The organism is Streptomyces sp. NPDC001880 (assembly GCF_053594575.1).
Window position 1 is genome coordinate 1 of the sequence record NZ_JBSFET010000093.1, and the last position, 22,178, is coordinate 22,178.

The window sequence follows — 22,178 nt, forward strand, 5'->3', positions numbered from 1 at the left end:
TCGATGAACGCCTGCTTGTTGAACTCGCCGGGCTTCGCGGCGTTCATCTTCTCCGCGTTCGCCGCCTTGCCCTGCGCCTCCTTGTCGTCGGGCGGTGCGACGGCCGCGTCCTGCGCCGACTTCGACTCGGTGGCGGCAGGGGCGTGCTGGGCCAGGCGGACCTTCTTCGCCGCCACATCCGCCTTGACCTTGCGGAAGCCGGGGGCCTGGGCGGGGGACGGCTTCACCGGGGCCGTGTAACGCTGGGCGACCAGGCGGGAGACGGCCCTGTTGCCCGCCGCGCGTTGCAGGCGCTGCAGGCCGGGGCGGTCGGGGCCGGGGCGGTCGCCCGGTGGGCGGTGGGGTGGGGGTGTCTGGGAACGTGACACTTCGGGCGTGAGTGTCACGTTCTCCTGATGGGGTGTCCCCCTGCGGCCGGATGCGGAGGCGGGGTCCTTCTCCGGAACCGCCTTCATCCGCCCTCCCGGCCGCACATGTCCCTGTCGGCGTCCCAGGGTGTGCGCAGTGCCCGTGCGGTACGCAGCGCGGGAGCACCGCGGGCGGGGCAGCGCCCGTCGGCACGTACAGCACGACGGCATTGCCTGATCGGGCAGCGGCCGGTGCACGGGTGGGCGGCCGAGTGTCCGTTCCCGGTGATCGCCGCTCTCGTAAGAATGGCGGGCGTTCCCCGGCCAAGGAGAGACTCACATGCCGTCGTACCTGTCCCCGGGCGTCTACGTCGAAGAGATCGAGTCCGGGTCCCGGCCGATCGAAGGGGTGGGCACCTCGGTCGCCGCCTTCGTCGGCTTCGCCCGGAAGGGCCCGTTCGACGAGCCGACGCTGATCACCAACTGGAGCCAGTTCGCCGGCACGTTCGGTGACTTCGTCGACGGTGCGTATCTGGCGTCGGCCGTGTACGGGTTCTTCGCCAACGGCGGCGGCGTCTGCTACGTGGTACGCATCGGTGACGGCACCGAGCCGCAGGCGGAAGGGGACGACGAGCCGAGCGTCGGGCAGCTGCCCGCGGGGTCGGAGACGCAGCTCGGGCCGTACGCGGTGAAGCCCCGCCCCGGTGTGACGGGAGAAGTCACCGTCGAGGTGACGGAGGTCGAGGGGGACGATCCGCCCTCCGACGTCTTCCAGCTGATCGTGAAGCGGGACGGGCAGGTCGCGGAGACATACCCGAGCGTCACGACCAAGCGCAGCAAGGAGAACGTCGCCACCCGGGTCAACGCGAAGTCCGAGCTCATCGAGATACGCGAGACGGTTCGCGGTGCCGCGCCCGCCAAGCCCGAGCCGCAGAGCGTGACCCTCGCCCCCGCCGCGCCCGTATCGCCCGCGGCCGGGGCGCTGACCCCCGAGCTGTACGTCGGTGACCCCGACCGCCGGACCGGTCTCGGCGGGCTCGAAGCGGTCGAAGAGGTCACGACCATCGCCGTACCGGACCTGATGAGTGCGTACGAACGCGGGCTGCTGGACCTGGAGTCGGTCATCGCCGTGCAGCAGGGGCTGATCAGCCACTGCGAGTTGATGGGTGACCGTGTCGCCATTCTCGACCCGCCGCCCGGACTGAGCCCGCAGCAGATCCGCGCCTGGCGCACCGACCGCACCAACTTCGACTCCAAGTACGCCACGCTCTACTACCCCTGGATCCGGGTGGCCGACCCCTCGTCCGGACGCGCCCGGCTCGTTCCGCCGAGCGGCCACATCGCCGGGGTCTGGGCACGCAACGACGAGTCGCGCGGGGTGCACAAGGCACCGGCCAACGAGGTCGTGCGCGGGGCGGTCGCCCTCCAGACCCAGCTGACCAAGGGCGAACACGATCTGCTCAACCCGATCGGGCTGAACTGCATCCGGTCCTTCCCCGGGCGCGGCATCCGGGTCTGGGGCGCGCGCACGCTGGCCTCCGACCCCGCCTGGCGCTATCTGAACGTCCGGCGCCTCTTCAACTACCTGGAGGAGTCGATCCTCGCCGGTACGCAGTGGGTCGTCTTCGAGCCGAACGACGACGCCCTGTGGGCCCGTATCCGGCGCACCGTATCGGCGTTCCTGGTCAACGAATGGCGCAAGGGGGCGCTGTTCGGGCTCACCCCGGAAGAGGCGTTCTACGTCAAGTGCGACCGCGAGACCAACCCGCCGGAGAGCATCGAAGCGGGTCAGGTCATCTGCGAGATCGGGGTGGCACCGGTCAGGCCGGCCGAGTTCGTCGTCTTCCGCCTCTCCCAGTTGACCGGGGGCACCGGCGGCGTCGACGAGTAGGGCGGTCCGGTCCCCCTAGGTCCACCAAGCGGTAAGAGCCGTAAAGGAGCCTGTTGTGCCACTTCCCGATCTCGACAGCACCGTCGGGGCCTCCTTCGGCCTCGAATTCGACAGCGTCGTCATCAAGCAGATCACCGAGGTCAGCGGTCTGAAGATGGAACAGGACGTCATCGAGCTGAAGCAGAACACCGCCGACGGCCGCTACGCCATCAAGAAGCTCCCCGGCAGGCCGAAGGCCGGCGAGGTGACCGTGACCCGCGGTCTCACCGAGGACAACAGCTTCGAACGGTGGATCAAGGACTCCCGGTTCGGCCGGATGACCGCGGCCCGCCGCAACGGTGCGGTGATCGTGTACGACCACGAGGGCATCGCGATCAAGCGCTACAAGCTCATCAACGCCTGGCCGAAGTCCCTGGAGATCGGCACTCTCAAGGCCGGTGACACCTCGGTCCTGACGGAGAAGCTCGCCATCACCTACGAGAGCATGGAACTCGACTGATGCGGCGTACGGCTCCGGCGGAGGCACCCGAGCGGCCGGACACGCACCTCCCGGCCGGCGGGAGCGGGCGGTCCGGGCAACGGGAGCCGCTGCGCACCGAGTTCACCTTCGAGCTGCCGCGCGGGTACGTCGACGACGCGGGCGTCGTGCACCATACGGGCGTCATGCGGCTCGCGACCGCGCGCGACGAACTCGTGCCGCTGCGGGACGACCGGGTGCGGGAGAACTCCGCGTACCTCTCGGTCGTGCTCATCGCCCGGGTCGTCACCCGGATCGGCACGATCGACGACATCCACCCCGGCATCATCGAGGACCTCTTCGCCTCCGACCTGGCCTTCCTCCAGGACTTCTACCGGCGGATCAACGCCGAGGGACACACCCGCGCCGCCGTCTCCTGTCCGGCCTGTCACGAGGAGTTCGCGGTGAATCTCGCCGGTGGCCGCCTGGGGGAATCGTGACGTACGCGGCCGACCTGCTCTACGAGGAGGTCGCGTACCTCGCCTATCACTTCCACTGGCCGCTCGATGAGCTGCTGGACCTGGAACACCCGGAACGACTGAGGTTCGTCGCACAGATCGCTCGCCTCAACGGGCAGTAGCGAACAGCGCAGGGAGGGCGGGAAAGTCCATGGGCCTGATGTCCTGGCTGCGCGGTGGCGGGCGCACGGAGACGAGTACGGGCGCGGAGGCGGGCAGCGCGGGGGCCGCTTTGCCGGCGCCGCCGCGCGAACGGGTCGATCTGACCGAACTGCCGCCGATCCAGCGGACGCTGGGCACTCAGGACCTGGTCATCGACCCGTCCGGATTCCAGGGGTCGCTCTCCACCCGGCAGGACGCCTCGCTCGGGACACCCCTCGGGCATCTGGTCAGCCCGGACGCGCCCACCGGGCTGGTGCACGGGATCACCGCCCCGGCCGCTCCGGTCACCGTGGACCGTCCGTCGCCGGTGCAGCGGTCCGTGGAGCGTTCGGCGGAGCTGCCGGCCGGGGCCCGGTCCGTTCCGTTGTCCGTACCTCTGGCCGTGCCCGTGCAGCGTGTCGTTCCGGGGGATGCGCCCGCGATGACATCGGCGGGGGATTCGGCCGTTGCGGAGTTGCCGGTGCGCCAACTGGTGGGCGAGCAGCCCCTTGTGGCGGCATCCGAAACGGCGGTGCCCGAGCCCGCGACGCCGAGGCCGCACCCGTCCCCGACCCCGTTCCCGGCTCCGCTCCCGTCCCCGGCTCCGCCCGTTCAGCGATCGGTGAGGCCGCCTGCCCCCGGCTCGGTCCGGCGTGCGCCGGGCCTTGGAGCGCCGATGTCCGCGCTGCCGCCGACGGCACAGCGACAGGCCGCTGTTGACGGCCCCGGTGCGGAGTCCGGGGGGATTCCGGTTGCCCGGAGCGTGGCGGACGGTGGGGGCAACGGAGCCGGTGAGGCCGGTGGGGGCGCTGAGGCCGCTCGGGTGCCCGTGGCCCCGGAGGCACACCCCGACTCCGGTGGGCCCGCCGCACCGCTGCTCGGCGACTCTCCCTTGCTCCCCGCCGCGCCGGACTCCACACCGCCGGGCCCCACGCAGGCGGTGCAGCGTACTCCCGCCGTGCCGACGCAGGCTCCCCTGGCGCCGCCCCCGAGCACCGCTCCGGTCGCGCCGCTGCTCGCCGACCGGCCCGTCACGCTCCAGAACGGGCGCAGCGGTGGGCCGGGGGCCGTACAGCGTTCCGCGGTGGACGGGGTGGCGCCGTCTGTGCCGGCCGGTGCGGGGCCGCTGCCGGCGCCAGGTGCAGAACCGGTGTCCCTGGCCGATGCCGTTCCGGTGCGCTGGACGTCCGGTGGGGCGGATGTGCCGTCGATGGCGGCGGCGACACCGTCCCTGCCGACGGCGCTGCAACGTACCGTCACGGCTCCGGGGCAGGGGGCGGGCGCGCCTTCCCCGCCGCTTCCCGCTCTTCAGCGGCAGGCGGCCGGGGGACCGCCGGTGCCCCGTTCACTGCCGGGTTCCGGTGGCCGAACCGCACCCTTTGCCGCCCAGGTTCCCTCCGCGCCCTCCGCCCCCTCCTTCACCTCGGCCGGGTCGGTCGCCGTGGCCGCCGGAGTGGCGCAGCGGATGGCCGACGGCAGCGTCGTCTTCGGGTCCCCGCCCCCGCCGTACGCGCCGCCCGTCGTCCAGCGCGAGACCGGGACCGAGGAGCCGCCGCCACCGGATCCGCCCGAGGAGGCCACGCCCGAACCCGACCCGGAGCCCCGACCGGAAACCGGAGCCGCGACCGAGGGCGGCGCGGCGCCCGGCGCATCCGGCCACGGCGCCGCCCCAGGAGGTGCGCCCGTCGTCACCGACGAGCTGGTACGCGCCCTGTATCCGCCGCTCAGCAGGCTCTTCAAGGCGGATCTGCGGCTGGAACGCGAACGAGCGGGATTCCTCATCAACACCAGGCACTGAGAACGGCAGCGACAGCAAAGGGAAGTGAGAGGTACGCGCCATGGCCACAGCCCAGGGAGACGATCCCGCCGTCAGTGTCTGCTTCGTCGTCACGATCGACGACATCGAGCTCGGATCGTTCAACACATGCGACGGGCTGGGCTGTGAGGTGGTGCTCGAAACACGGGAGGAGGGCGGCAACAACGGCCATCTGTGGCAGTTGCCGACCCGACTGAAGTACTCGAACGTCAAGCTGTCCCGGCCGCTCACCAAGGAGACCGAGAAGGTGGCGCGCTGGTTCGCCACCATGACGACCGGGTTCAGCCGCAAGACGGCGCACATCGAGGCGCGGACCGGTGACGGGCAGAAGGTGGCCCAGTGGGGGCTGCTGGAGGTCGTGCCCGTCCGCTGGACCGGCCCCTCCTTCACCCCCGAATCGCCGAAGGTCGCGATGGAGACGATCGAGATCGCCCATCACGGCTATGTGATGGAGGGCTGAGCGTCGTGAGCGGTGCGGGTCCCATCGCCTTCAGTGCCGCCGGTACGTCGGGGGCATCGGCCGCGAAGGCGGGCAAGGGAGGTTCGGCCAGGCCCAAGCTGGAGCACGCCTATCTGGAACTGCGGACCCCGCCGACCGGCGGTGGCCTCACCCCCGGCGGCCCGTGCGGGCGGATCGACTTCCAGTTCAACCCCAAGGAGCTGAGCCTCACCAAGGCCGCCTCCTGGAAGCGGAGCCCGGCCAAGGGCGCGAAGAGCTCCGGCCCGCCGGAGTACCAGGGCTCGCAGCCCAGCAAGCTCACCGTGGAGATGTTCTTCGACGCCAGCGACACCCAGGACACCCGGGTGGTGACCTCCGTGGAGCAGCTCTTCGCGTGCTGCGTGCCGACCAACGAGACCCGCCAGCAGCAACGTTCCTCGCCGCCGTGGGTGGTCTTCCACTGGGGCGGGCTGACCGGATTTCCCGGCTACGTCAGTCAAGTGCAGGCGAAATACACCCTGTTCACCACGTCGGGCGTGCCGATCCGGGCGGTCTGCCAGGTGACGATGGAGGAGATCAGCGGCGACACCCCGGGCCAGAACCCGACCTCGGGTGCCCTCGCGGCCCGCCGGGTGCACCGGCTGGGCGCCGGGGACTCGCTGCCCTCGCTAGCCCAGCGCGAGTACGGCGACCCGGCGGCCTGGCGGGTGATCGCGGAGGCGAACGGGATCGACGACCCGATGCGGCTGGCCCCCGGACGGCAGCTGCTGCTCCCCGCGCTCGACGAGCTGGGCCGGCTCGAAGAGGGCCGGGACGGAGGGCGGTCCTGATGGCGCAGCCGGGCGTCGCGACGGCGCTGGTGGTGGAACTCGGCGGCGGTCCGCTGCCGCCGAAGTTCGTGAACACCCTGGTCGAGGGGTACGTCGACGACAGCCGGACGCTGCCCGACCTGTTCCTCCTGCGCTTCCGCGACCCGGACCGGGTGCTGCTGGGCCAGACCGGGCTGAAGATCGGCAGCGAGGTCAGGCTGCTGGCCCGCGCGGGCGGCGACCCGGCACCGAAACCGCTGCTGAAGGGTGTGGTCACCGCCCTGGAGGTGGAGCTCGACGAGACCGGCACCTTCACCGTCGTACGCGGGCTCGACGAGTCGCACCGGCTGTTCCGCGGCCGCCGGGTGGCCAGCTACCAGAACATGACGCTCGCCGACATCTGCGCCCAGGTCGCCCAGCGCGCCGGGCTGAAGCCGGGAAAGGTCGACGTGGCCGGTCCCGTGCTCGAACACATCGCCCAGCCCAACGTCACCGACTGGGAGTTCGTCCGGGACCTGGCCGAGGAGGCGGGCGCGCAGGCGTACGTGCTCGACGGGCAGCTGCACATCACCCGGCCCGCGGAGGCGAGCGGCGCACCGGACGGCTCGGCGCGCGCCGACCGCAATCCGCTGGTCCTGGAGATGGGCAGCAATCTGCTGCGTTGCCGGGCCGGGGTGTCGTCCGCCGAGCAGGTCTCCGAGGTCGAGGTGCGCGGCTGGGACGTCAAGGCCAAGCAGCCGCTCGTCGGGCGGGCGCCCGCCGGGAAGTCGGCGACCCTGGAGCTGGGGGTGAGCGCGGCCGAGGTGTCCGCCCCGTTCGGCGAGGCGCGCTTCGTGGTCACGGACACGGCGTACGGGGCGCAGGCCCAGGTGGACCAGGCGGCGAAGGCCCTGGCCGAGCGGATCGCCGGGTCCTTCGCGGAGCTGGAGGCGGTGATCCGGGGGAACCCGGAGGTGCGGGCCGGCACCGCGGTGGCGCTCAACGCGGTGGGGGCACCGTTCGAGGGGCGGTACACGGTCACGTCGTCGCGGCATGTCTTCGACCCGGTGCGCGGGTACGAGACCTGGCTCACCGTCTCCGGTCAGCAGGAGCGCTCGCTGTTCGGGCTGACCGGCGGAGGCCCGGGATCCGGCGGGTCCGGTGCGGGAGGCGGGGGCGGGTCGCGCTGTGCGGGGCTGGTCAGCGGGACGGTCACCGACACCCAGGACCCGGAGGGCTCGGGCCGGGTCAAGGTGCGGTTCCCCTGGCTGTCGGACGAGTACGCGAGCGACTGGGCGCGCACGGCCCAGTCGGGCGGGACGAGCGGCGGCGAGGCGTTCATTCCCGAGGTCGGGGACGAGGTACTGGTGGGGTTCGAGCACGGGCACCTGGACCGCCCGTACGTCCTCGCCGGTCTGTACAACGGGAAGGACCGGCCTTCGCAGGGCAGCGGCAGTGGCGGCAGCGGCAGTGGCAGTGGGGGCGGCGGAGGCGGCGGGGGCCCGGCCGGCGGTGGGCCGGGAGGCGCGGCCGGTGCCGGGGCCGGTGCCGCGAGCGGCGCACCGTCCACCCCGGGGCCCGCCCCGGAATCCGCCCCCGGAGGCTCGCTGGTCGACCCGACCAGCGGGGCCGTCAACCGGCGTTCGGTCGCCTCCAAGAGCGGCAACCAGCTGGAGATCCTGGACGACGCCAACGGGCCGCAGGGCGTACGCCTGCTCACCGGCGACGGAAAGCTGAAGATCGACCTGGACCGCAGGGGCACCGTGATCGTGATCAACAGCGACGGCAGCGTGAACATCGAGGCCAAGCAGCAGGTGTCCATCAAGGCGGACCGCGGGGTCGCGCTGGACGGCGGGCAGGGAACGCTCGAACTGAGCGGCGACAGCGTCACGTTGAAGGCCCGCGGCGGAGTGAACGTCGACGGCGGGAACGGCGAGGTCAAGCTCTCCACCGGCGGCACGGTCGACGTCCGGGGCGCCCAGGTCGCGGTCAACGGTACGCAGCGCACCGACATCAAGGGCGGCGGCTCCCTGGCCATCAACGCACCCATGGTGAAGATCAATTGACCGCGCGGACGCGCCGATCGAGAGGAACGGACTTCCATGTCAGCAGCCGCGGCAGCCGCACGGGTCGGCGACCCCACCGGGCACCCCGGCACGGTCGGGCCCCCCGGCGTCCCGACCGTGCTGATCGGCGGGCTCCCCGCCGCCACGGTCGGCACCCCGCACCTGTGCGCGATGCCGCCGCCCGCGGTGCACGCCCCGTCCGCGATAACGCCGCCCGGCAGCACCACGGTGCTGATCGGCGGGCAGCCCGCCGCACGCGTCGGTGACCGCGCCGCCTGCGGCGCACCCATCGTGTCCGGGTGCCCGACGGTGCTGATCGGAGGCTGAGCGTCCATGGGTCAGGAGTTCATCGGCGCGGGGTGGGCCTTCCCGCCGCGCACCGACGCCACCGGTTCCATCGCCCTGGTGCGCGGGGAGCACGAGCTGGAGGAGTCGATCCGGCTGATCCTGGCGACGTCACCGGGCGAGCGGCCGATGCGGCCCGAGTTCGGCTGCGCCGTCAACGACTACGTGTTCGCCCCGGCGGACGCGGGCACGGCCGGGCAGCTCGCGTACGAGGTGCGCCTCGCCCTGGACCGTTGGGAGCCCCGGATCGAGGTCACCGAGGTCGTCGTCCGGTTCGACGAGGTGGACAACGGCGTCCTGTACATCGACATCGGCTACACCGTCCGGGGCGCCAACGACCCCCGCAACCTGGTCTTCCCGTTCTATGTGATCCCGCAGCACGAGGAGGTGGACGGCGCGTGACGCTGCCCAGCCCGTATCTGGACGACCGCCGCTTCCAGGGCCTGGTCGACGAGGCGAAACGGCTCGTCCAGCAGCGCTGCCCCGAGTGGTCCGACCACAATGTGTCGGACCCGGGCGTGACCCTCATCGAGGCCTTCGCGACCATGGTCGACCAGCTCGTCTACCGGGTGAACCGTGTCCCGGAGAAGAGCTACCTGACCTTCCTCGACCTGATCGGGGTCCGGCTCCACCAGCCCACGGCCGCCCGCACCGACGTGACGTTCCGGCTCTCCGCGCCGCGGCCCGAACCGGTACGGGTGCGGGCCGGCACGGAGGTCGCGACCGTGCGCACGGAGACCGAGGAGGCGGTGGTCTTCACCACCGTCGGCGAACTGTCCATAGTGCCCTGCGAGTTCGCCCACCTCGCCACCTGGCCGACGTCCGGCGACGCGCTGGACCGTACCGAGGAGCTCGCACTCGGCCGGTCCGTACCCTGCTTCGGCGCCGCGCCCGAGCCCGGCGACGCGCTCTACGTGGGCCTGTCCGCGGCCGTCCCGTCGGGAGTCGTCGTACTGCGGCTGGACTGCGCGGTCGAGGGCGTCGGCGTGGACCCGCTGCGGCCGCCGCTGGTCTGGGAGGCGTGGGACGGCAGCGCCTGGACGGCCTGCGAGATCGAGAAGGACGACACCGGCGGTTTCAACCGGTCCGGAGAGCTGATCCTGCACCTGCCTCGGGGCCATACGCCCGCCGTCGTCGTACGCCGGACCGGCGGCTGGCTGCGCTGCCGTCTGGTGGAGGCCGCCCCGGGGCAGCCCACCTACATGGCGCCCCCGGTGGTCCGCCGGATCACCGCGTTCACGATCGGCGCGACCGTCGGCGCGGTCCACGCCGAGACGGTGACCGACGAGGTGCTCGGCCCGGCCGAGGGCGTACCCGGCCAGATCTTCACGGTGAGCCGGCCGCCGGTCGTCCCCGGCGACTTCGTCGTCGAGGTCGCGGATCCGGAGGGAGGCCCCCAGGGCACGGAGTGGACCCGGGTCGACGACTTCGCGCACTCCGGCCCCGAGGACCGGCACATCACGCTCGACCCCAACTCGGGACGGGTCGAATTCGGTCCGGCGGTACGGGAGCGGGACGGCTCCATCCGCCACTACGGGAAGGTGCCGCCGAAGGGCGCCACCGTACGCGTGCGCTCGTACCGGACCGGCGGGGGGCTGCGCGGCAATGTGGCCGCCTCCACGCTCCGGGTGCTGCGCAGCGCCATCCCGTACGTGGCCCGGGTGGAGAACCGCCGGCCCGCGCTCGGCGGGGTCGACGGCGAGACGGTGGAGAACGCCCGGGTGCGCGGGCCGATGACGCTGCGGACCCTGCGCCGGGCCGTCGTGCCGCACGACTACGAACTGCTCGCCCGGGAGGTCGCACCCGACGCGGCCCGGGTGCAGTGCATCCCGGCCGGCGGGGACGTCGAGGTCGAGGCGGGCGGGGTGCGGCTGCTCGTCGTACCGGCCGGGCGCAGCGACGAGCAGGGTCGGATCCAGTTCGACGAGCTGATCCCGCCGCAGCAGACCCTCGCCCTGATCGCGGGCCATCTGGACGAACGAAGGCCCATCGGGGCCCGGTTGGTGGTCGAGCGGCCCTTCTACCAGGGGGTCACCGTGGTCGCCACGGTCCAGGCCCGCCGGGGCGTCGTGCTGGAGCAGGTGCGCGAGGAGGCGCTGACCGCGCTCTACAGCTACTTCAACCCGCTGAGCGGCGGACCGGGCCGCGACGGCTGGCCGTTCGGCCGGCCGATCCAGTCGGGCGAGGCATTCGCCGTACTGCAGCAGGTACCGGGCGTGGACCTGGTGGAGGACGTACGCCTCTTCCCCGCCGACCCGGTGAACGGGCAGCGCGGCGAACCCACCACCAAGATCGCGCTGGACCGGCACGCGCTGGTCTTCAGCTACGAGCACCAGCTCCGGGTACGGGAGGCCTGACAGCCATGCGCACAGCCGTGACCGACCTGCCGACCCCGCACCCGCTGATCGAACAACTCCCGGCGGTCTACCTGGAGCAGGACTTCCTGCGCCGGTTCCTCGCGGCGCTCGACGACGTACTCGCCCCGGTGCTGCTCTCCATCGACAATCTGCCCGCCCATCTCGACCCCCGCAGCGCGCCCGAGGACTTCCTGGCCTGGCTGGCCCAGTGGGTGGCCGTCGAGACCCGCGCGGACCACCCGGTCGAGCAGCGGCGCGCGATGGTGCGCGGCGCGGTCGAGCGGCACAGCCGACGAGGCACCCGGCGCGGCCTGACGGAGGCGGTGTTCCTGGAGACGGGGATCGAGCCGGACATCGTGGAGAGCGGCGGCACGGCGTGGTCGACGACGCCGCACACCCGGTTCCCGGGCGGCCCCCGGCCGTGGGTCACGGTCCGGGTCCGGGCCGCGCAGCCGTACCAGGTCGACCGGGTGCGGCTGGAGGAGCTGATCCGTACGGAGATCCCGGCGCATGTGGGCTTCGACCTGGAGGTCTTGTGATCTGCGAGGCGTGCGGCCAGAACAACGCGCCGGGGACGCAGTTCTGTACGTCGTGCCAGGCGTTCCTGGAGTGGGAGGCGCCGCAGAGCGGCACCCCGGCACCCCCGGCACCCCCGGCCGCCCCGGTGCCCCCGGCCCCTGCGTCGCAGCCGACCCCTCAGCCCCAGCCGTCCCCTCAGCCCCACCCCACTCCTCGGCCCCAGCCGTCCCCTCAGCCCCACCCCACTCCTCGGCCCCAGCCGTCCCCTCAGCCCCAGCGCGGGCCGACCGCTCCCGCGCCCGCCGCCCCGCGTCGCCCCGGCGACGATCCGGACGAGCCGGTGCCGGGGCCCGAGGCGCTGCCCGACATACCGCCCGGCCCGGCGAACACGCCGCCGGGCCCGCCCCCCGCTCGGCCTGTCCGCTGCCCCAACTGCCGTACAAAGAACGCCCCGGACCGCACCCTGTGCATCCGCTGCGCACTGCTCCTGGACCCGGGCCCGCCGCCCGATGTCCGTCCTCCCTGGTGGCGCCGGATTCTCCGGCGGCGACCGCGTCAGGCGCCCACCGCGGGCACCCGGCCGAAGCGCCGGCTGTGGCGCCGCCCCGGTCTGGCGCTGCCGATCGTGCTGATCGTGCTGGCGTGCGGGGTCTGGTTCGCCCTCCCGCACCTGTCCGGCTGGTTCGGCTTCGCCAAGGACGAGACGGGGACGCCGGAGGCGGTGCCGCCCACCCGGTTCCGGGCCTCCAGCAGGGCTCCGGGGCATCCGGCGGGTGCGGCGTTCGACGGCTTCAACAACCGCTACTGGGCGCCCTCCGCCGCCGGTCCCGACACCGGGGTGGGCCAGTACCTGGAGTGCGACTTCGAGCAGCCCGTACGGGTGCTGAAGCTGGTCGTCTTCTCGGGCACGTCGGCCAAGAAGGACGAGTTCCTCACCCAGGCCCGCCCGGCCAGGATCACCGTCCTGCTCACCTCCGCCGACGGCACCAGCGTCAGCAGGAAGCTGCGGGTCAAGGACCAGCCGGGGCAGCAGACCTTCGACCTGCGTGGTTCGGAGGTCGTCCGGGCGCGCCTGACGACCGACAGCACCTACGGAGCGGGCTCCGGCCGCCGGCTGGCCGTCGCCGAGGTCGAGTTCTTCGGCCGAAGATCCTGACGGGCGCTCACTTCGTGGCGAGCGCGACCAGGTTGTCCGCCTGCGCGAGGCCGCTCTCCTCGACCACCCCGCGCACGCTCTGCGCCTCGCGCACCGGCGCGAACCACACCTGCCCGTCGGCGCCGGTGCGGTAGCCGTACACCGCGGGCCGGGGCAGCGAGTTGTACGAGAAGTGCGAGGAGAAGTAGTACGCCCCGGTGTCGTACAGCGCCACCACGTCGCCGGGTTCGACGGCGGGGAGTTCGCGCGCGCTCGCGGTGAGGTCCCCGGCGAAGCAGCAGGGGCCCGCGATGTCCACGACCTCGGCCGGGCCCCGCTTGGGGCGGCCCGAGGCGTCGAAGACCCCGACGCGCAGCGGCCAGGAGCCGGGCATGAACACGGTGCGGGTGGCGACCTGGGCCCCCGCGTGCGTGACCGCGATCCGTCGCCCGCCGGCGGACTTGGTGTACTCGACGATCGTGCCGATCGTTCCGCTCTTGGCGAGCAGGGAGCGGCCGAACTCGGTGACGAGGGTGTAGCGGCCGTCGAAGAGCCCCGGCGCGGCGGCGCGCAGCTCGGCCACGTAGTCGGCGTACGTGGGACGGTCGTCCTCGTCGGCGAAGTTGACGGGCAGGCCGCCGCCGATGTCGATCCCGGTGATCCGGGCGTGGCCCAGCCGCGTGTTGATCCGCTCGGCCAGCTCGTACGCCGCGCGGATGCCCTGGGCGATGAGCGGCAGCGGGCAGCCCTGGGAACCGACGTGGGCGTGCAGCCGGTTGAGCCAGGGCCGGCGCTCGAAGGCCTCGATCACCGCGTCCACGGCCCCCGGGTCGCGCAGCGCGACGCCGAACTTCGAGGTCGCGGTCGCGGTGCTCATCGCGCCGATGGCACCCGCCCCCACCTGAGGGTTCACCCGGAGGCCGATGGGTCCGGCGGCCTCTCGGCCGGCCAGCAGGCGGTCCACCCGGGCCATTTCCTGGAAGTTGTCCAGGTTGATCGCGATGCCGTGGGCCAGCGCGAACTCCAGCTCCTCGACCGTCTTCGCGGGGCTGTCGAAGACCAGCCGGTCGTACGCGAACCCGGCGGCAAGGGCCTGCTCCAGCTCCCCGGGCGAGGCGACCTCGCACCCCATCCCCGCGTCCGCCAGCAGCCGCAGCACCGGCACCAGCCCGCACGCCTTGGCCGCGAACGTGTGCCGTACCGGGGCGGGTCCCTCGAACGCCTCGTTCAGCGCGTCCACCGCGGCCAGCACGCCGTCCACGTCGAGGAGGCCGATCACGGGCGCGTGCGGACCGAGCAGTCCGTCCTCGACGGCGCGCGCCACTGCCGCCGTGCGTCGCTCACCGCGCTGCCGGGCCGCCGAGCCCGAAGTCATGTCAACCATCACAACACCCCTCCGTCTGCCACGCTGTCACGTACGGACAGCTTCGGCGCGGAGGGGGCGGCGCGTCCAGCCCTGCCCCGGCCGCCGGGTCAGCAGTGCCGTACGCCCCCGGCCCGCCGCCTCCACCAGCGTCGTCCGCGGGCCCCGGCCGCCCCGCCGCATCACGACGGCCACGGCCCCGGCCCGCTCGGCGCCGCGCAGCACATCGACCGCCTCGGGCGAGGCGACCTCCACACCGACCGCGAGCAGGATCAGCCCGGTCGCCGCCCAGGCGCCGTCGCCCCGCTCCTCGCCGGGGTCGTGCAGCGCCACACCGGCCACCGGCACCGCGGTACCGCGCGGGGCCACGACGACATCGAGCATCCCGGGGGCGATCAGGCCGAGGATCTGCTCCAGCGAGGGGCCGGTGTCGCGCCGGTCCGGTTCGTGCGTCGGCATCCGCCCATCATGGTCCGGACGACCGGCTTCAGGAACGGAGTCCGTCGAACGCGACGTTCAGATGACGGGGCCCGCGCAGCACGGCGTTCTGCCGGTAGGGGGGCGGGTCCTCCACCAGGCGCGGGCCGTCGAGCCTGCGGGCGAGTTCGGTCAGGGCGATCTGCGCCTCCAGCCGGGCCAGGGGTGCGCCGAAGCAGTTGTGGATGCCGCTGCCGAAGCCGAGGTGCTGGATGTCCTGCCGGTCGGGGTCGAAGCGGTCGGGATCGGGGAACCGCTTCGGATCCCGGTTGCCGGAGGCCAGGACGAGCCAGACGGAGGCGCCCTTGGGGATGGTGGTGCCGGCGATGTCGATGTCCGCGAGGGTGGTGCGCTGCGGGAGCAGCTGTACGGGGGGCTCGAAGCGCAGGAGTTCCTCGATGAGCGGGACGGCCAGCCGGGCGTCCTCGCGCAGCCGGGCGAGGACATCGGGGTTGCGCAGCAGGGTGAGCGTCCCGTTGGTGATGAGGTTGACCGTGGTCTCGTGGCCGGCGATCAGGAGCAGGGCGGAGGTGCTGAGCATTTCCATCCGGGTCATCCGCCCGTCCGGTCCGTGCTGGGTGACCAGCTCGGAGAGCATGTCGTCGCCGGGCGCCCCGCTGCGTTCGTCGATGAGCCCGGACAGGTACATCCCCAGTTCGGTGCGGGCCTGCTGGGTTGCGCGGCGCTGCTCGCCGGGGTCCTGGCCCGGGTCCGGGTCGAGACCGGCGGCGATGGTGTCGGCCCAGGAGTGGAAGCGCGCCTCGTCCTCGCGCGGAATGCCCAGCAGCCGACAGATCACGGTGACGGGGAAGGGGTACGCGAAGTCGTCGACGATGTCGACCTGCCGCCGGTCCCCGAAGCCGTCGATGAGGCCGGCGACGATGCGGGTCAGTTCGCCGCGCATGTTGTGGACGCGCCGGGGTGTCTCCGGCGGCCCGAACGGGCGCATCGTCATCCGGCGCAACCGGTCGTGCTCGGGAGGGTCCAGTCGCAGGAAGGAGGGCGGCAGCGGTGAGGCCTCCTCCTCCTGGAGCAGGGTGCCCGCGGCACCGGGGGAGAGGTTGCGGGCGTCCGAGCTGATCCGCGGATCGTGCAGCAGGCTCTTGATCTCCCAGTACGTGCTGACGACGAACAGCTCGTCCCCCTCCTGGCGCACCGGCGTCCTGCGGAGCTCGGCGTACAGCGGGTACGGGTCGGCACGGTTGGCGTAGTCGACGATCTGCCGCAGGAGTGTGTCTTGCGTCATGGTGGCGGGGTCCTTGCTGGGGTCAGGGCCGGGCGGGGACGAAGGTGATCCGCTGGTCGGTCGGTGAGTAGCCGCTGACGGTGACGGACGGCCCGTGGGTGGGCAGGGAGGGGTCCGGGAAGTCGGCCGGGACCGGCCGCAGACCTTCGGGGCGGCGGTCCACCGAGGAGTACTCCGGGGGGAACGGGGCGGCCGTTTCGATCTGCCGCTGGTAGAACTCCAGCCACTTCGTCTGGTCGAAGGAGACCGCGGCGATGACCCGGCCCTGGTACCCGTACACCCCGGTGAAGCGGCGATCGGCGAGCGAGCCCTGGGCGACGATGACCTCCTCGCCCAGCGAGGGGACGCCGACCGACTTGATGTTGACGCCGAACTGGGAGGACCAGAAGGCCGGCACCCACAGATGCGGGCGGCGTTCGGAACTGCTGCTGATCATGTTGTGCGCCGCGGTCTCGGCCTGCGTGACGGCGTTGCCCCAGTGCTCCAGGGAGAGGAACTGGTACCCGAAGATCGCGTGCGGGGACCGGGCGACATCACCGGCCACGAAGACGTCGTCGGTCACGATGCCCCGGATGTCGAAGGCCCGGCATCCCGCGTCGCAGGCGATTCCGCGCGGGCCGGCGCCGAGCCCGGACCCGGCCAGCCACTCGGTGTTCCGGGTCGCGCCGAGCGAGACGACGGCGACATCCGTGTCGAGAGCGGTGCCGTCGGACAGATGCGCGCGCCGCAGCCGTCCCGCCGAGTCGCCCTCCAGGCCGGTGACCATGATCCCGCAGCGCAGGTCCACCCCGTGCTCGCGCTGCAGCTCCGCGGCCACCTGGCCGATCACCCCGCCGAGCGCGCCGACGAGGGGCGCCGCGCCGCGTTCGGCGACGGTCACCGGCAGCCCGCGCTCGCGGCAGGCCGAAGCGATCTCCGAGCCGGTGAAACCCGCGCCGATGACGAGCACCCGGCGTGGTGATGCGGCCAGTCGCCGCTGGAGCCGGGCCGCGTCGTCGCGGGTGCGCAGCACGAAGACCCCGTCCAGCTCGGCCTCCGTCGGATGCGGCCACGGCCGGGCGCGTACACCGGTGGTGATCAGCAGCCGGTCGTACTCCACCTCGTCGCCGTCGGCCAGCCGCACCCGCCGGGCCTCCATGTCCAGCCCGGCGGCGGCGACCCCGAGTCGCCACTCGGCGTCGAGCCCGCGCATCCTGGGCAGTTCGGTGCGGTCGGCGGACGCGTGGCCCAGCAGGACCTGCTTGGAGAGCGGCGGACGGTCGTACGGTTCATGGGGCTCGTCGCCGATCAGCGTGAGCGAACCGGTGAAGCCCTCCTTCCGCAACGTCTCCGCGGCCCGCAGGCCCGCCAGGGAGGCGCCGACGATCACGATCCGCCCCTCGCGCCTCAGCCGCTCCAGAGCACCGTCACCGGACATGGGACAGTTCCTCCCCCGCCGCGTCCGGTGCCCCGTCCGGGTCCTCCACCCGGATGGCCTGCACCGGGCACGCGGTGGCGGCACGCAGCACCTGCTCACGCTGCGCCGCCTCGGCGTGCGGGTTGTACAGCAGGGACTCCTCGCCGTGCATGGTGAAGACATCGGGCGCCAGGAAGGCGCACTGTGCGTACCCCTGACACCGGTTGAGATCGACGACAAGCCTCATCAAGGGGCCGCCCTTCCAGTAGTACCCCCGCATCAGCGTGCGAGGGCCGTTCCGGATCCGCGAGCGCGGGCGACCCGATGGAGTTATGGAGTCACCCCTCGCCGCGGCGCGCGGGTCAGCCGGCCCAGCGGCCCGAGAAGAACGTGACGGCGAAGACGGTCATCAGCGGGGCCGCGACGACGAGGTACGCGGTCTTGACGCGGGGACTTCGCAGGCTCCAGGCGGCGAGACCGGTCCACAGCGGCCACCACAGGAGGGTCGCGCGGGGAATGGACGTGTACCAGTAGGAGGTGCCCAGGGCCCACAGGCTGAGCGCGATGTACGCGGCCTCCGCCCAGCGCCGCCGCCTCAGCAACACGCCGCACAGGACGACGCCGACCAGCATGGCGAGGAGTTCGGCCTGGCACATCAGGGCGTACCCGGTGGCCTGGGAGTGTCCGAAGGCGGCGTGCCAGGTGTTCTTCCAGGCTTCCCAGGGGGCGTGGAAGTCGCGGTACCAGCCGCGTTCCTCGGCGTGTTTCCAGGCCATCCAGTCGGCGGTGTGCGCGTACAGGTACCAGCTGTGGAGGAACGGCGGCAGGGCGGGCAGCGCCAGCCAGGGCAGCCGGCGCCACTGGGCGGGAGTGCGCGCGGTCACCAGGAAGTGCACCGCGAGGGCTGCCGCGAGGAAGAGTCCGCTGACCCGGACGGTGGTGGCCAGGCACGTCAGTACGGCCGCCAGCGGCCAGTTGAGGCGCTGGGCGGCCAGCCAGGCGGGCAGGGCCAGGGCGAGGAAGAGCGCTTCGGTGTAACCGGCGGCCAGGAAGACCGCACACGGGGAGAGCAGGAAGAACAGGGCCGCGCGCTGCCCGGCGGCCTGCGGCAGGTGCAGCCGGGCGATACGGGCCAGGGCCAGCACGGCGACACCGCCCGCGACGAGGGATATCAGCGCACCGGCGGCCGCCCAGCTCGGCACCACGGTGTGCACGGCCCGCAGCAGGAGCGGGAAGCCGGGGAAGAAGGCCTCCCTGTTGTCCCAGTCGGGCGTCCAGGGACCGGACCCGCCCGGGAAGTAGCCCTGCTGCGCTATGTGCAGGTAGTGCCACCAGTCCCACCGCTGCCACGACGAGAGGAAGGAGCCTGCGTGACGCGTCCCTTCCTGGTCGGGGAACAGCCAGCGGGTGCAGTAGGCGGTGGTCCAGATGCCCACCCGGGTCAGCAGGTAGAGCCAGAGCACCTCACGGTCGGCGGGCCCGATCCGCAGCGGCAGCCGGGCGAAGGGCTTCCTGCCCGGCGCCGGGGTGTCGCGGGGAGCGCCGGGAGCGGCCTCGGCCCGGAGGGGCGGATGCTCGCGCGGCGGCCGCGGCCGTTGGGGGGTGGAAAGGCTCACAGCACAATCTCCAGCGTTGGTTCAGCGCACACCGAACGGGCCCGGTCGGGAACGGGCGGCAGGTCGGTCGATCGGGGGGCGGGTCGGTCAGTGAGGCGGCAAGGTGACGCTCTGGCTGGGCGTCCCCGGCGATGTCGACTGGCTCTCGGAAGGGGTTCTCGTCGGCGGCAGGCTGGTCCGCGGCGAGGAGGGCGTGGAGCTCGGCGAGGCCGGTGAGGTCGGCGAGGTCGGGGAGGGGGAGAGCCGGGACGAGGGAACGGGCGAGGGAGTGGTGGCGGGGACGGTCGTGCCCGTGCCGTCCGGCACCAGCGAGGCCACGGCCACGCCCGTACCCGAGAAGAACAGGCAGGCACCGACGGCCAGCACGACGATCCGGCGCCTGCGCGCCCGTTCCCCGCGCTCGGTGATGTACGAGGGCGGAGCGGAACGCGCGCGGGACTGCCCTGCGGCGGCGGCTTCCTTGAACAGGGACCTCAATGGGTCGTGGGCTTCAGACACAGGGCCCCTCCTCGGTACGCGGATTCTGCAGACGATGAGAGAGCGTGGCCCGGCCCCGGGCCAGGTGCGTCTTGACGGTGCTGGCCGCCAGACCGGTCTCCGTGGCGATCTGTGCGACGGTCAGATCGCAGACGTAGTGCAGCGCCAGCGTGCGCCGCTGCTTGGGCGGCAGTTCCCGCAGCGCTTCCACCAGGGCCACCGACTCCGGCCCGGGCGCCTCCACCTGCGGCGGGGCACCACTGCGCTGCCAGGCATCCGCCGCACGACGCCGCACCCGCCACCGGCTCACCGCCAGCCGCCACGCGACCGTACGGATCCACGCCTCGGGCTGCCCGTCACGATCGAGCTGCCGCCGTCGGCTCCAGCCCTTGACGAAAGCTTCCTGCACCACGTCCTGTGCTTCGTGCTGGTCGCCGAGCATCACAAACAGCTGCCCGGTCAGCCGGGCAGCCGTCTGTGCGTAGAACTCTTCGAACTCCTCGACGGTCAACAATCAACTCCTGGATCTCCTCGGTCTCACCGGGCATACGCCCGGCACCCCGCATCCGGACTACACCGGCCCCGAAGAATCGGGGTGACGGTGATCACGCACCCTTTCGAGGCCGGATCCAGGCATACGCGAGAAAGGGGTACCAAACCCCTTGACCATTGAGAAATTGGGAGGAGAATCGTCAATACACCAGAAAACCAGAGCGAGCCGCACCGTCGACGGAGACGTTCGTCGACCGAGTGACCCTCTCGTCGGCTCTGGCCAGGCCCCCGGCAGATCCTCCGGGCCCGGAGCTTTTCAGCGACGGCTGGAAGTCCCGGTACCGAGACGGACTACCGGGGACTGCATGTGTGTACGGCCATGCGGCCGCGCCCCCCGTTCCTGCCCCGTGAACGCGCGCATCTCTTCTCCCGCGCACGAGCGCATCGCGCCCCGGGGCGCGGGTTCACTGGTGCTTTCCGTACGGGGCCGTCCCCTCGTCTCCCGCCGTACCCGTGTGGCCGATCCGGCGCAGCACCTCGTCGCCCTCTGCTACCCCCACGTCGCTGAGTACCCGCGCCATGTTGGCGCCGACGAAGCTGCGGTCCTCCGGTGTCAGCGACTGGAGCGCCGCCGCGAGGGTGTGCTCCCAGTCGTTCCGGTCGGAGAGCAGACCGCGATGGGCCACCGTCCAGTCGAGCACGTCCTTCGCCTCCTCCGGACGGTGCAGCAGCCAGAGGGCCGCCAGGCCGACCGGGCCGCCCGCGACGACCTCCCGGTAGAAGCGGTACGCCTCACGGTGGGCTTCGCCGAAGCCTGACGGAAGAGTCGGCCCCGCGCCGACGCCGGAGGCAGGCAGCAGTGCGGTCGGCGGGTCCAGGAACCAGTACGTGAGGCCGGAACCCTCGATCACCCGCAGCCGGCCGGGCGGCTCCACCTCGGTCGTGCCGAAGTGGGGCGGCGGTGTGCGCAACGGGTCGGGGATGTTGGGCAGTGTGGCGTTCTCGCTGATGTGGCCGAGGACCAGTTGCCGGGCCTGCTCCTCGGTGAGCCGGTTCCTCGCCGCGACGACCGGGTTGCTGATCTTCCAGACGACTCCGTAACGGGCCGGGGGTTTCGGCGGCCGGCGCGGGATGTCGACCGAGATCCGGCGTTCCGCGAGCGAGACCCACACGATGTCGAAGAACTCCCCCTCCCGCACCTCGCGCTGCGTGGGCCGGGGATAGCCCCAGTAGTCACCGCCCCGGGGCGGCACCATCGCGTCCGTTCCGCCGTCCGCGAGGAAGACCAGGGCCCGGCCCTCGGGGGCACCGAACCGAAGACGGAACAACTGCCAGGACGCCGAGGAGTCCAGCGGGGAGATGAGCGGGCCGGTCATGAGGCGAACCTTTCCGTCGAGGCTGTACGGGCACGGTGGTGACGCAGGACGAAGCGCAGGACGCCGCGGTGGTTCCGAGCGACTGCGGCGAGATCGGCGAGGAGGCGTGGGAAGGCGGTCCGCCGCCGCAGCCCCGGATCGCCCTCGATCAGGAACAGGCTCGCCGCCACCGCTTCGTGGGTGGCGGGGTCGTCCAGGCCCGCGATCACGAGGCCGTGGGCCCGTTCGGGGTGGGTCGCGAGCAGATCGGCGAGATGCACCCGCCGCACGCCCGGCGCCCTGGGTGACGGGAACGAGGTCTTGCTCATCGATTCGACGGCGTGAACGGCCAGACCATGACGTGGTGTGCCCGCAGCGGCACCCTGCCACTCCCGCAGGAGGTCGAGGACAAGGGTGTGATTGGCCTCCTCGGAGAGAAGGGCGCTGAGCGCGAAGGACACCGCGGTGCGCAACGGGACCTCCAACTTCTCGTGCGCTCTGTCGAGTGCGGTGTCCAGGAGCTTGAGGGCGGCTGCGGGGCGGGCCAGCCCGTAGCTGCCCCCGCAGGACTCGGCCACGGTGCAGCGGAGAGCGACGGGCGCGGCCCGGCTCCACTGCCACAACTGTTCCCGTACCGCCCCGGTGAGGGCGGGGTGCTGGACCATCTCGCCGAGCGCGTTGGCCACCAGGCGGCGGCGCCAGCGCTTGTCCGACGCGGCGAAGGGGTGCAGTTGGCGCAGGGTGTCCGGCCCGGTCGCATGGGCCAGCACCTTCCCGATCGCCTCGCCCGCCGCCAGTTCGACGCCGGGGTGGTGGGGGGCCTCGTCCAGGCTCTTCCACAGCACCAGCCGGTGCTCCTGGACCTGAAGGAGTCCTCCGAGCTGGGCATGGGGCCGCACGGGCTCTGCGTCGGGGCGACCGGTTCCGGCAAGTCCGA

Annotated in this window: 22 protein-coding genes and 2 pseudogenes; 13 read left to right on the forward strand and 11 right to left on the reverse strand. The window is 72.5% G+C overall.

Features of this window, described 5'->3' with window-relative positions; all coding sequences use genetic code 11:
- Window positions 1-368 (reverse strand): annotated as a pseudogene (locus ACWCQ6_RS30390) (hypothetical protein); the annotation flags it as partial.
- Between the two features lie 319 nt (window positions 369-687).
- Between ACWCQ6_RS30390 and ACWCQ6_RS30395 the strand changes: the two are divergent.
- The 13 genes from ACWCQ6_RS30395 (at window position 688) to ACWCQ6_RS30455 (ending at window position 12,840) form a co-directional block, all read left to right on the forward strand.
- Window positions 688-2,238, forward strand: a complete 1,551-nt coding sequence (locus tag ACWCQ6_RS30395; RefSeq protein ID WP_451094640.1) for a phage tail sheath family protein — start codon at window positions 688-690, stop codon at window positions 2,236-2,238.
- 55 nt (window positions 2,239-2,293) lie between these two features.
- Window positions 2,294-2,737 (forward strand): phage tail protein, encoded by a 444-nt coding sequence (locus tag ACWCQ6_RS30400; RefSeq protein WP_072488539.1) that lies wholly within the window; start codon window positions 2,294-2,296, stop codon window positions 2,735-2,737.
- Window positions 2,737-3,195 carry a hypothetical protein gene (locus tag ACWCQ6_RS30405; protein WP_451094642.1) on the forward strand — a complete coding sequence of 153 codons (459 nt, stop codon included), beginning with the start codon at window positions 2,737-2,739 and terminating at the stop codon, window positions 3,193-3,195. Before ACWCQ6_RS30400 ends, ACWCQ6_RS30405 begins: the two co-directional genes overlap by 1 nt.
- On the forward strand, window positions 3,192-3,335 hold the full coding sequence (locus tag ACWCQ6_RS30410) for a DUF6760 family protein (RefSeq protein WP_093896703.1): 144 nt from the start codon (window positions 3,192-3,194) through the stop codon (window positions 3,333-3,335). The genes ACWCQ6_RS30405 and ACWCQ6_RS30410 overlap by 4 nt, the downstream gene beginning before the upstream one ends.
- Window positions 3,336-3,364: 29 nt before the next feature.
- Window positions 3,365-5,152 (forward strand): hypothetical protein, encoded by a 1,788-nt coding sequence (locus ACWCQ6_RS30415; protein WP_451094645.1) that lies wholly within the window; start codon window positions 3,365-3,367, stop codon window positions 5,150-5,152.
- A 40-nt stretch (window positions 5,153-5,192) separates the two neighbouring features.
- A complete protein-coding gene (locus ACWCQ6_RS30420; protein WP_451094647.1) occupies window positions 5,193-5,630 on the forward strand; it encodes a phage tail protein in 438 nt (145 codons plus the stop codon).
- Between the two features lie 5 nt (window positions 5,631-5,635).
- Entirely contained in the window at window positions 5,636-6,439 is an 804-nt protein-coding gene (locus ACWCQ6_RS30425; RefSeq protein ID WP_451094649.1) for a CIS tube protein, read from the forward strand.
- Window positions 6,439-8,463 (forward strand): VgrG-related protein, encoded by a 2,025-nt coding sequence (locus ACWCQ6_RS30430; RefSeq protein WP_451094651.1) that lies wholly within the window; start codon window positions 6,439-6,441, stop codon window positions 8,461-8,463. The genes ACWCQ6_RS30425 and ACWCQ6_RS30430 overlap by 1 nt, the downstream gene beginning before the upstream one ends.
- Before the next feature lie 36 nt (window positions 8,464-8,499).
- Window positions 8,500-8,790 (forward strand): PAAR domain-containing protein, encoded by a 291-nt coding sequence (locus ACWCQ6_RS30435; protein WP_451094653.1) that lies wholly within the window; start codon window positions 8,500-8,502, stop codon window positions 8,788-8,790.
- A gap of 6 nt (window positions 8,791-8,796) precedes the next feature.
- A complete protein-coding gene (locus ACWCQ6_RS30440) occupies window positions 8,797-9,210 on the forward strand; it encodes a GPW/gp25 family protein (protein WP_072488546.1) in 414 nt (137 codons plus the stop codon).
- Window positions 9,207-11,165, forward strand: a complete 1,959-nt coding sequence (locus ACWCQ6_RS30445; RefSeq protein WP_451094655.1) for a putative baseplate assembly protein — start codon at window positions 9,207-9,209, stop codon at window positions 11,163-11,165. The genes ACWCQ6_RS30440 and ACWCQ6_RS30445 overlap by 4 nt, the downstream gene beginning before the upstream one ends.
- Window positions 11,166-11,170: 5 nt before the next feature.
- Window positions 11,171-11,704 carry a phage tail protein gene (locus tag ACWCQ6_RS30450; RefSeq protein WP_451094657.1) on the forward strand — a complete coding sequence of 178 codons (534 nt, stop codon included), beginning with the start codon at window positions 11,171-11,173 and terminating at the stop codon, window positions 11,702-11,704.
- Between the two features lie 320 nt (window positions 11,705-12,024).
- Window positions 12,025-12,840: a discoidin domain-containing protein gene (locus ACWCQ6_RS30455; protein WP_451094659.1), complete on the forward strand. Its 816-nt coding sequence runs from the start codon at window positions 12,025-12,027 to the stop codon at window positions 12,838-12,840.
- A gap of 7 nt (window positions 12,841-12,847) precedes the next feature.
- Here ACWCQ6_RS30455 and ACWCQ6_RS30460 read toward each other — a convergent pair whose 3' ends face one another.
- The 10 genes and pseudogenes from ACWCQ6_RS30460 to ACWCQ6_RS30505 form a co-directional block, all read right to left on the reverse strand.
- Entirely contained in the window at window positions 12,848-14,194 is a 1,347-nt protein-coding gene (locus tag ACWCQ6_RS30460; protein WP_451094677.1) for a diaminopimelate decarboxylase, read from the reverse strand.
- A 36-nt stretch (window positions 14,195-14,230) separates the two neighbouring features.
- Window positions 14,231-14,641 carry a hypothetical protein gene (locus ACWCQ6_RS30465; RefSeq protein WP_451094661.1) on the reverse strand — a complete coding sequence of 137 codons (411 nt, stop codon included), beginning with the start codon at window positions 14,639-14,641 and terminating at the stop codon, window positions 14,231-14,233.
- Between the two features lie 28 nt (window positions 14,642-14,669).
- On the reverse strand, window positions 14,670-15,905 hold the full coding sequence (locus tag ACWCQ6_RS30470) for a cytochrome P450 (RefSeq protein ID WP_451094663.1): 1,236 nt from the start codon (window positions 15,903-15,905) through the stop codon (window positions 14,670-14,672).
- 22 nt (window positions 15,906-15,927) lie between these two features.
- Entirely contained in the window at window positions 15,928-17,322 is a 1,395-nt protein-coding gene (locus tag ACWCQ6_RS30475) for an NAD(P)/FAD-dependent oxidoreductase (RefSeq protein ID WP_451094665.1), read from the reverse strand.
- On the reverse strand, window positions 17,312-17,548 hold the full coding sequence (locus ACWCQ6_RS30480; RefSeq protein WP_451094667.1) for a ferredoxin: 237 nt from the start codon (window positions 17,546-17,548) through the stop codon (window positions 17,312-17,314). The genes ACWCQ6_RS30475 and ACWCQ6_RS30480 overlap by 11 nt, the downstream gene beginning before the upstream one ends.
- A gap of 115 nt (window positions 17,549-17,663) precedes the next feature.
- Window positions 17,664-18,917, reverse strand: a complete 1,254-nt coding sequence (locus ACWCQ6_RS30485) for a mannosyltransferase family protein (RefSeq protein ID WP_451094669.1) — start codon at window positions 18,915-18,917, stop codon at window positions 17,664-17,666.
- A gap of 87 nt (window positions 18,918-19,004) precedes the next feature.
- Window positions 19,005-19,415 (reverse strand): hypothetical protein, encoded by a 411-nt coding sequence (locus ACWCQ6_RS30490; RefSeq protein ID WP_451094671.1) that lies wholly within the window; start codon window positions 19,413-19,415, stop codon window positions 19,005-19,007.
- On the reverse strand, window positions 19,408-19,905 hold the full coding sequence (locus tag ACWCQ6_RS30495) for a SigE family RNA polymerase sigma factor (protein ID WP_451094673.1): 498 nt from the start codon (window positions 19,903-19,905) through the stop codon (window positions 19,408-19,410). Before ACWCQ6_RS30495 ends, ACWCQ6_RS30490 begins: the two co-directional genes overlap by 8 nt.
- A 445-nt stretch (window positions 19,906-20,350) precedes the next feature.
- Window positions 20,351-21,262, reverse strand: a complete 912-nt coding sequence (locus ACWCQ6_RS30500) for a hypothetical protein (protein ID WP_451094675.1) — start codon at window positions 21,260-21,262, stop codon at window positions 20,351-20,353.
- A pseudogene (locus ACWCQ6_RS30505) lies at window positions 21,259-22,178 on the reverse strand (hypothetical protein); the annotation flags it as partial. The gene ACWCQ6_RS30500 and the pseudogene ACWCQ6_RS30505, both read right to left, overlap by 4 nt.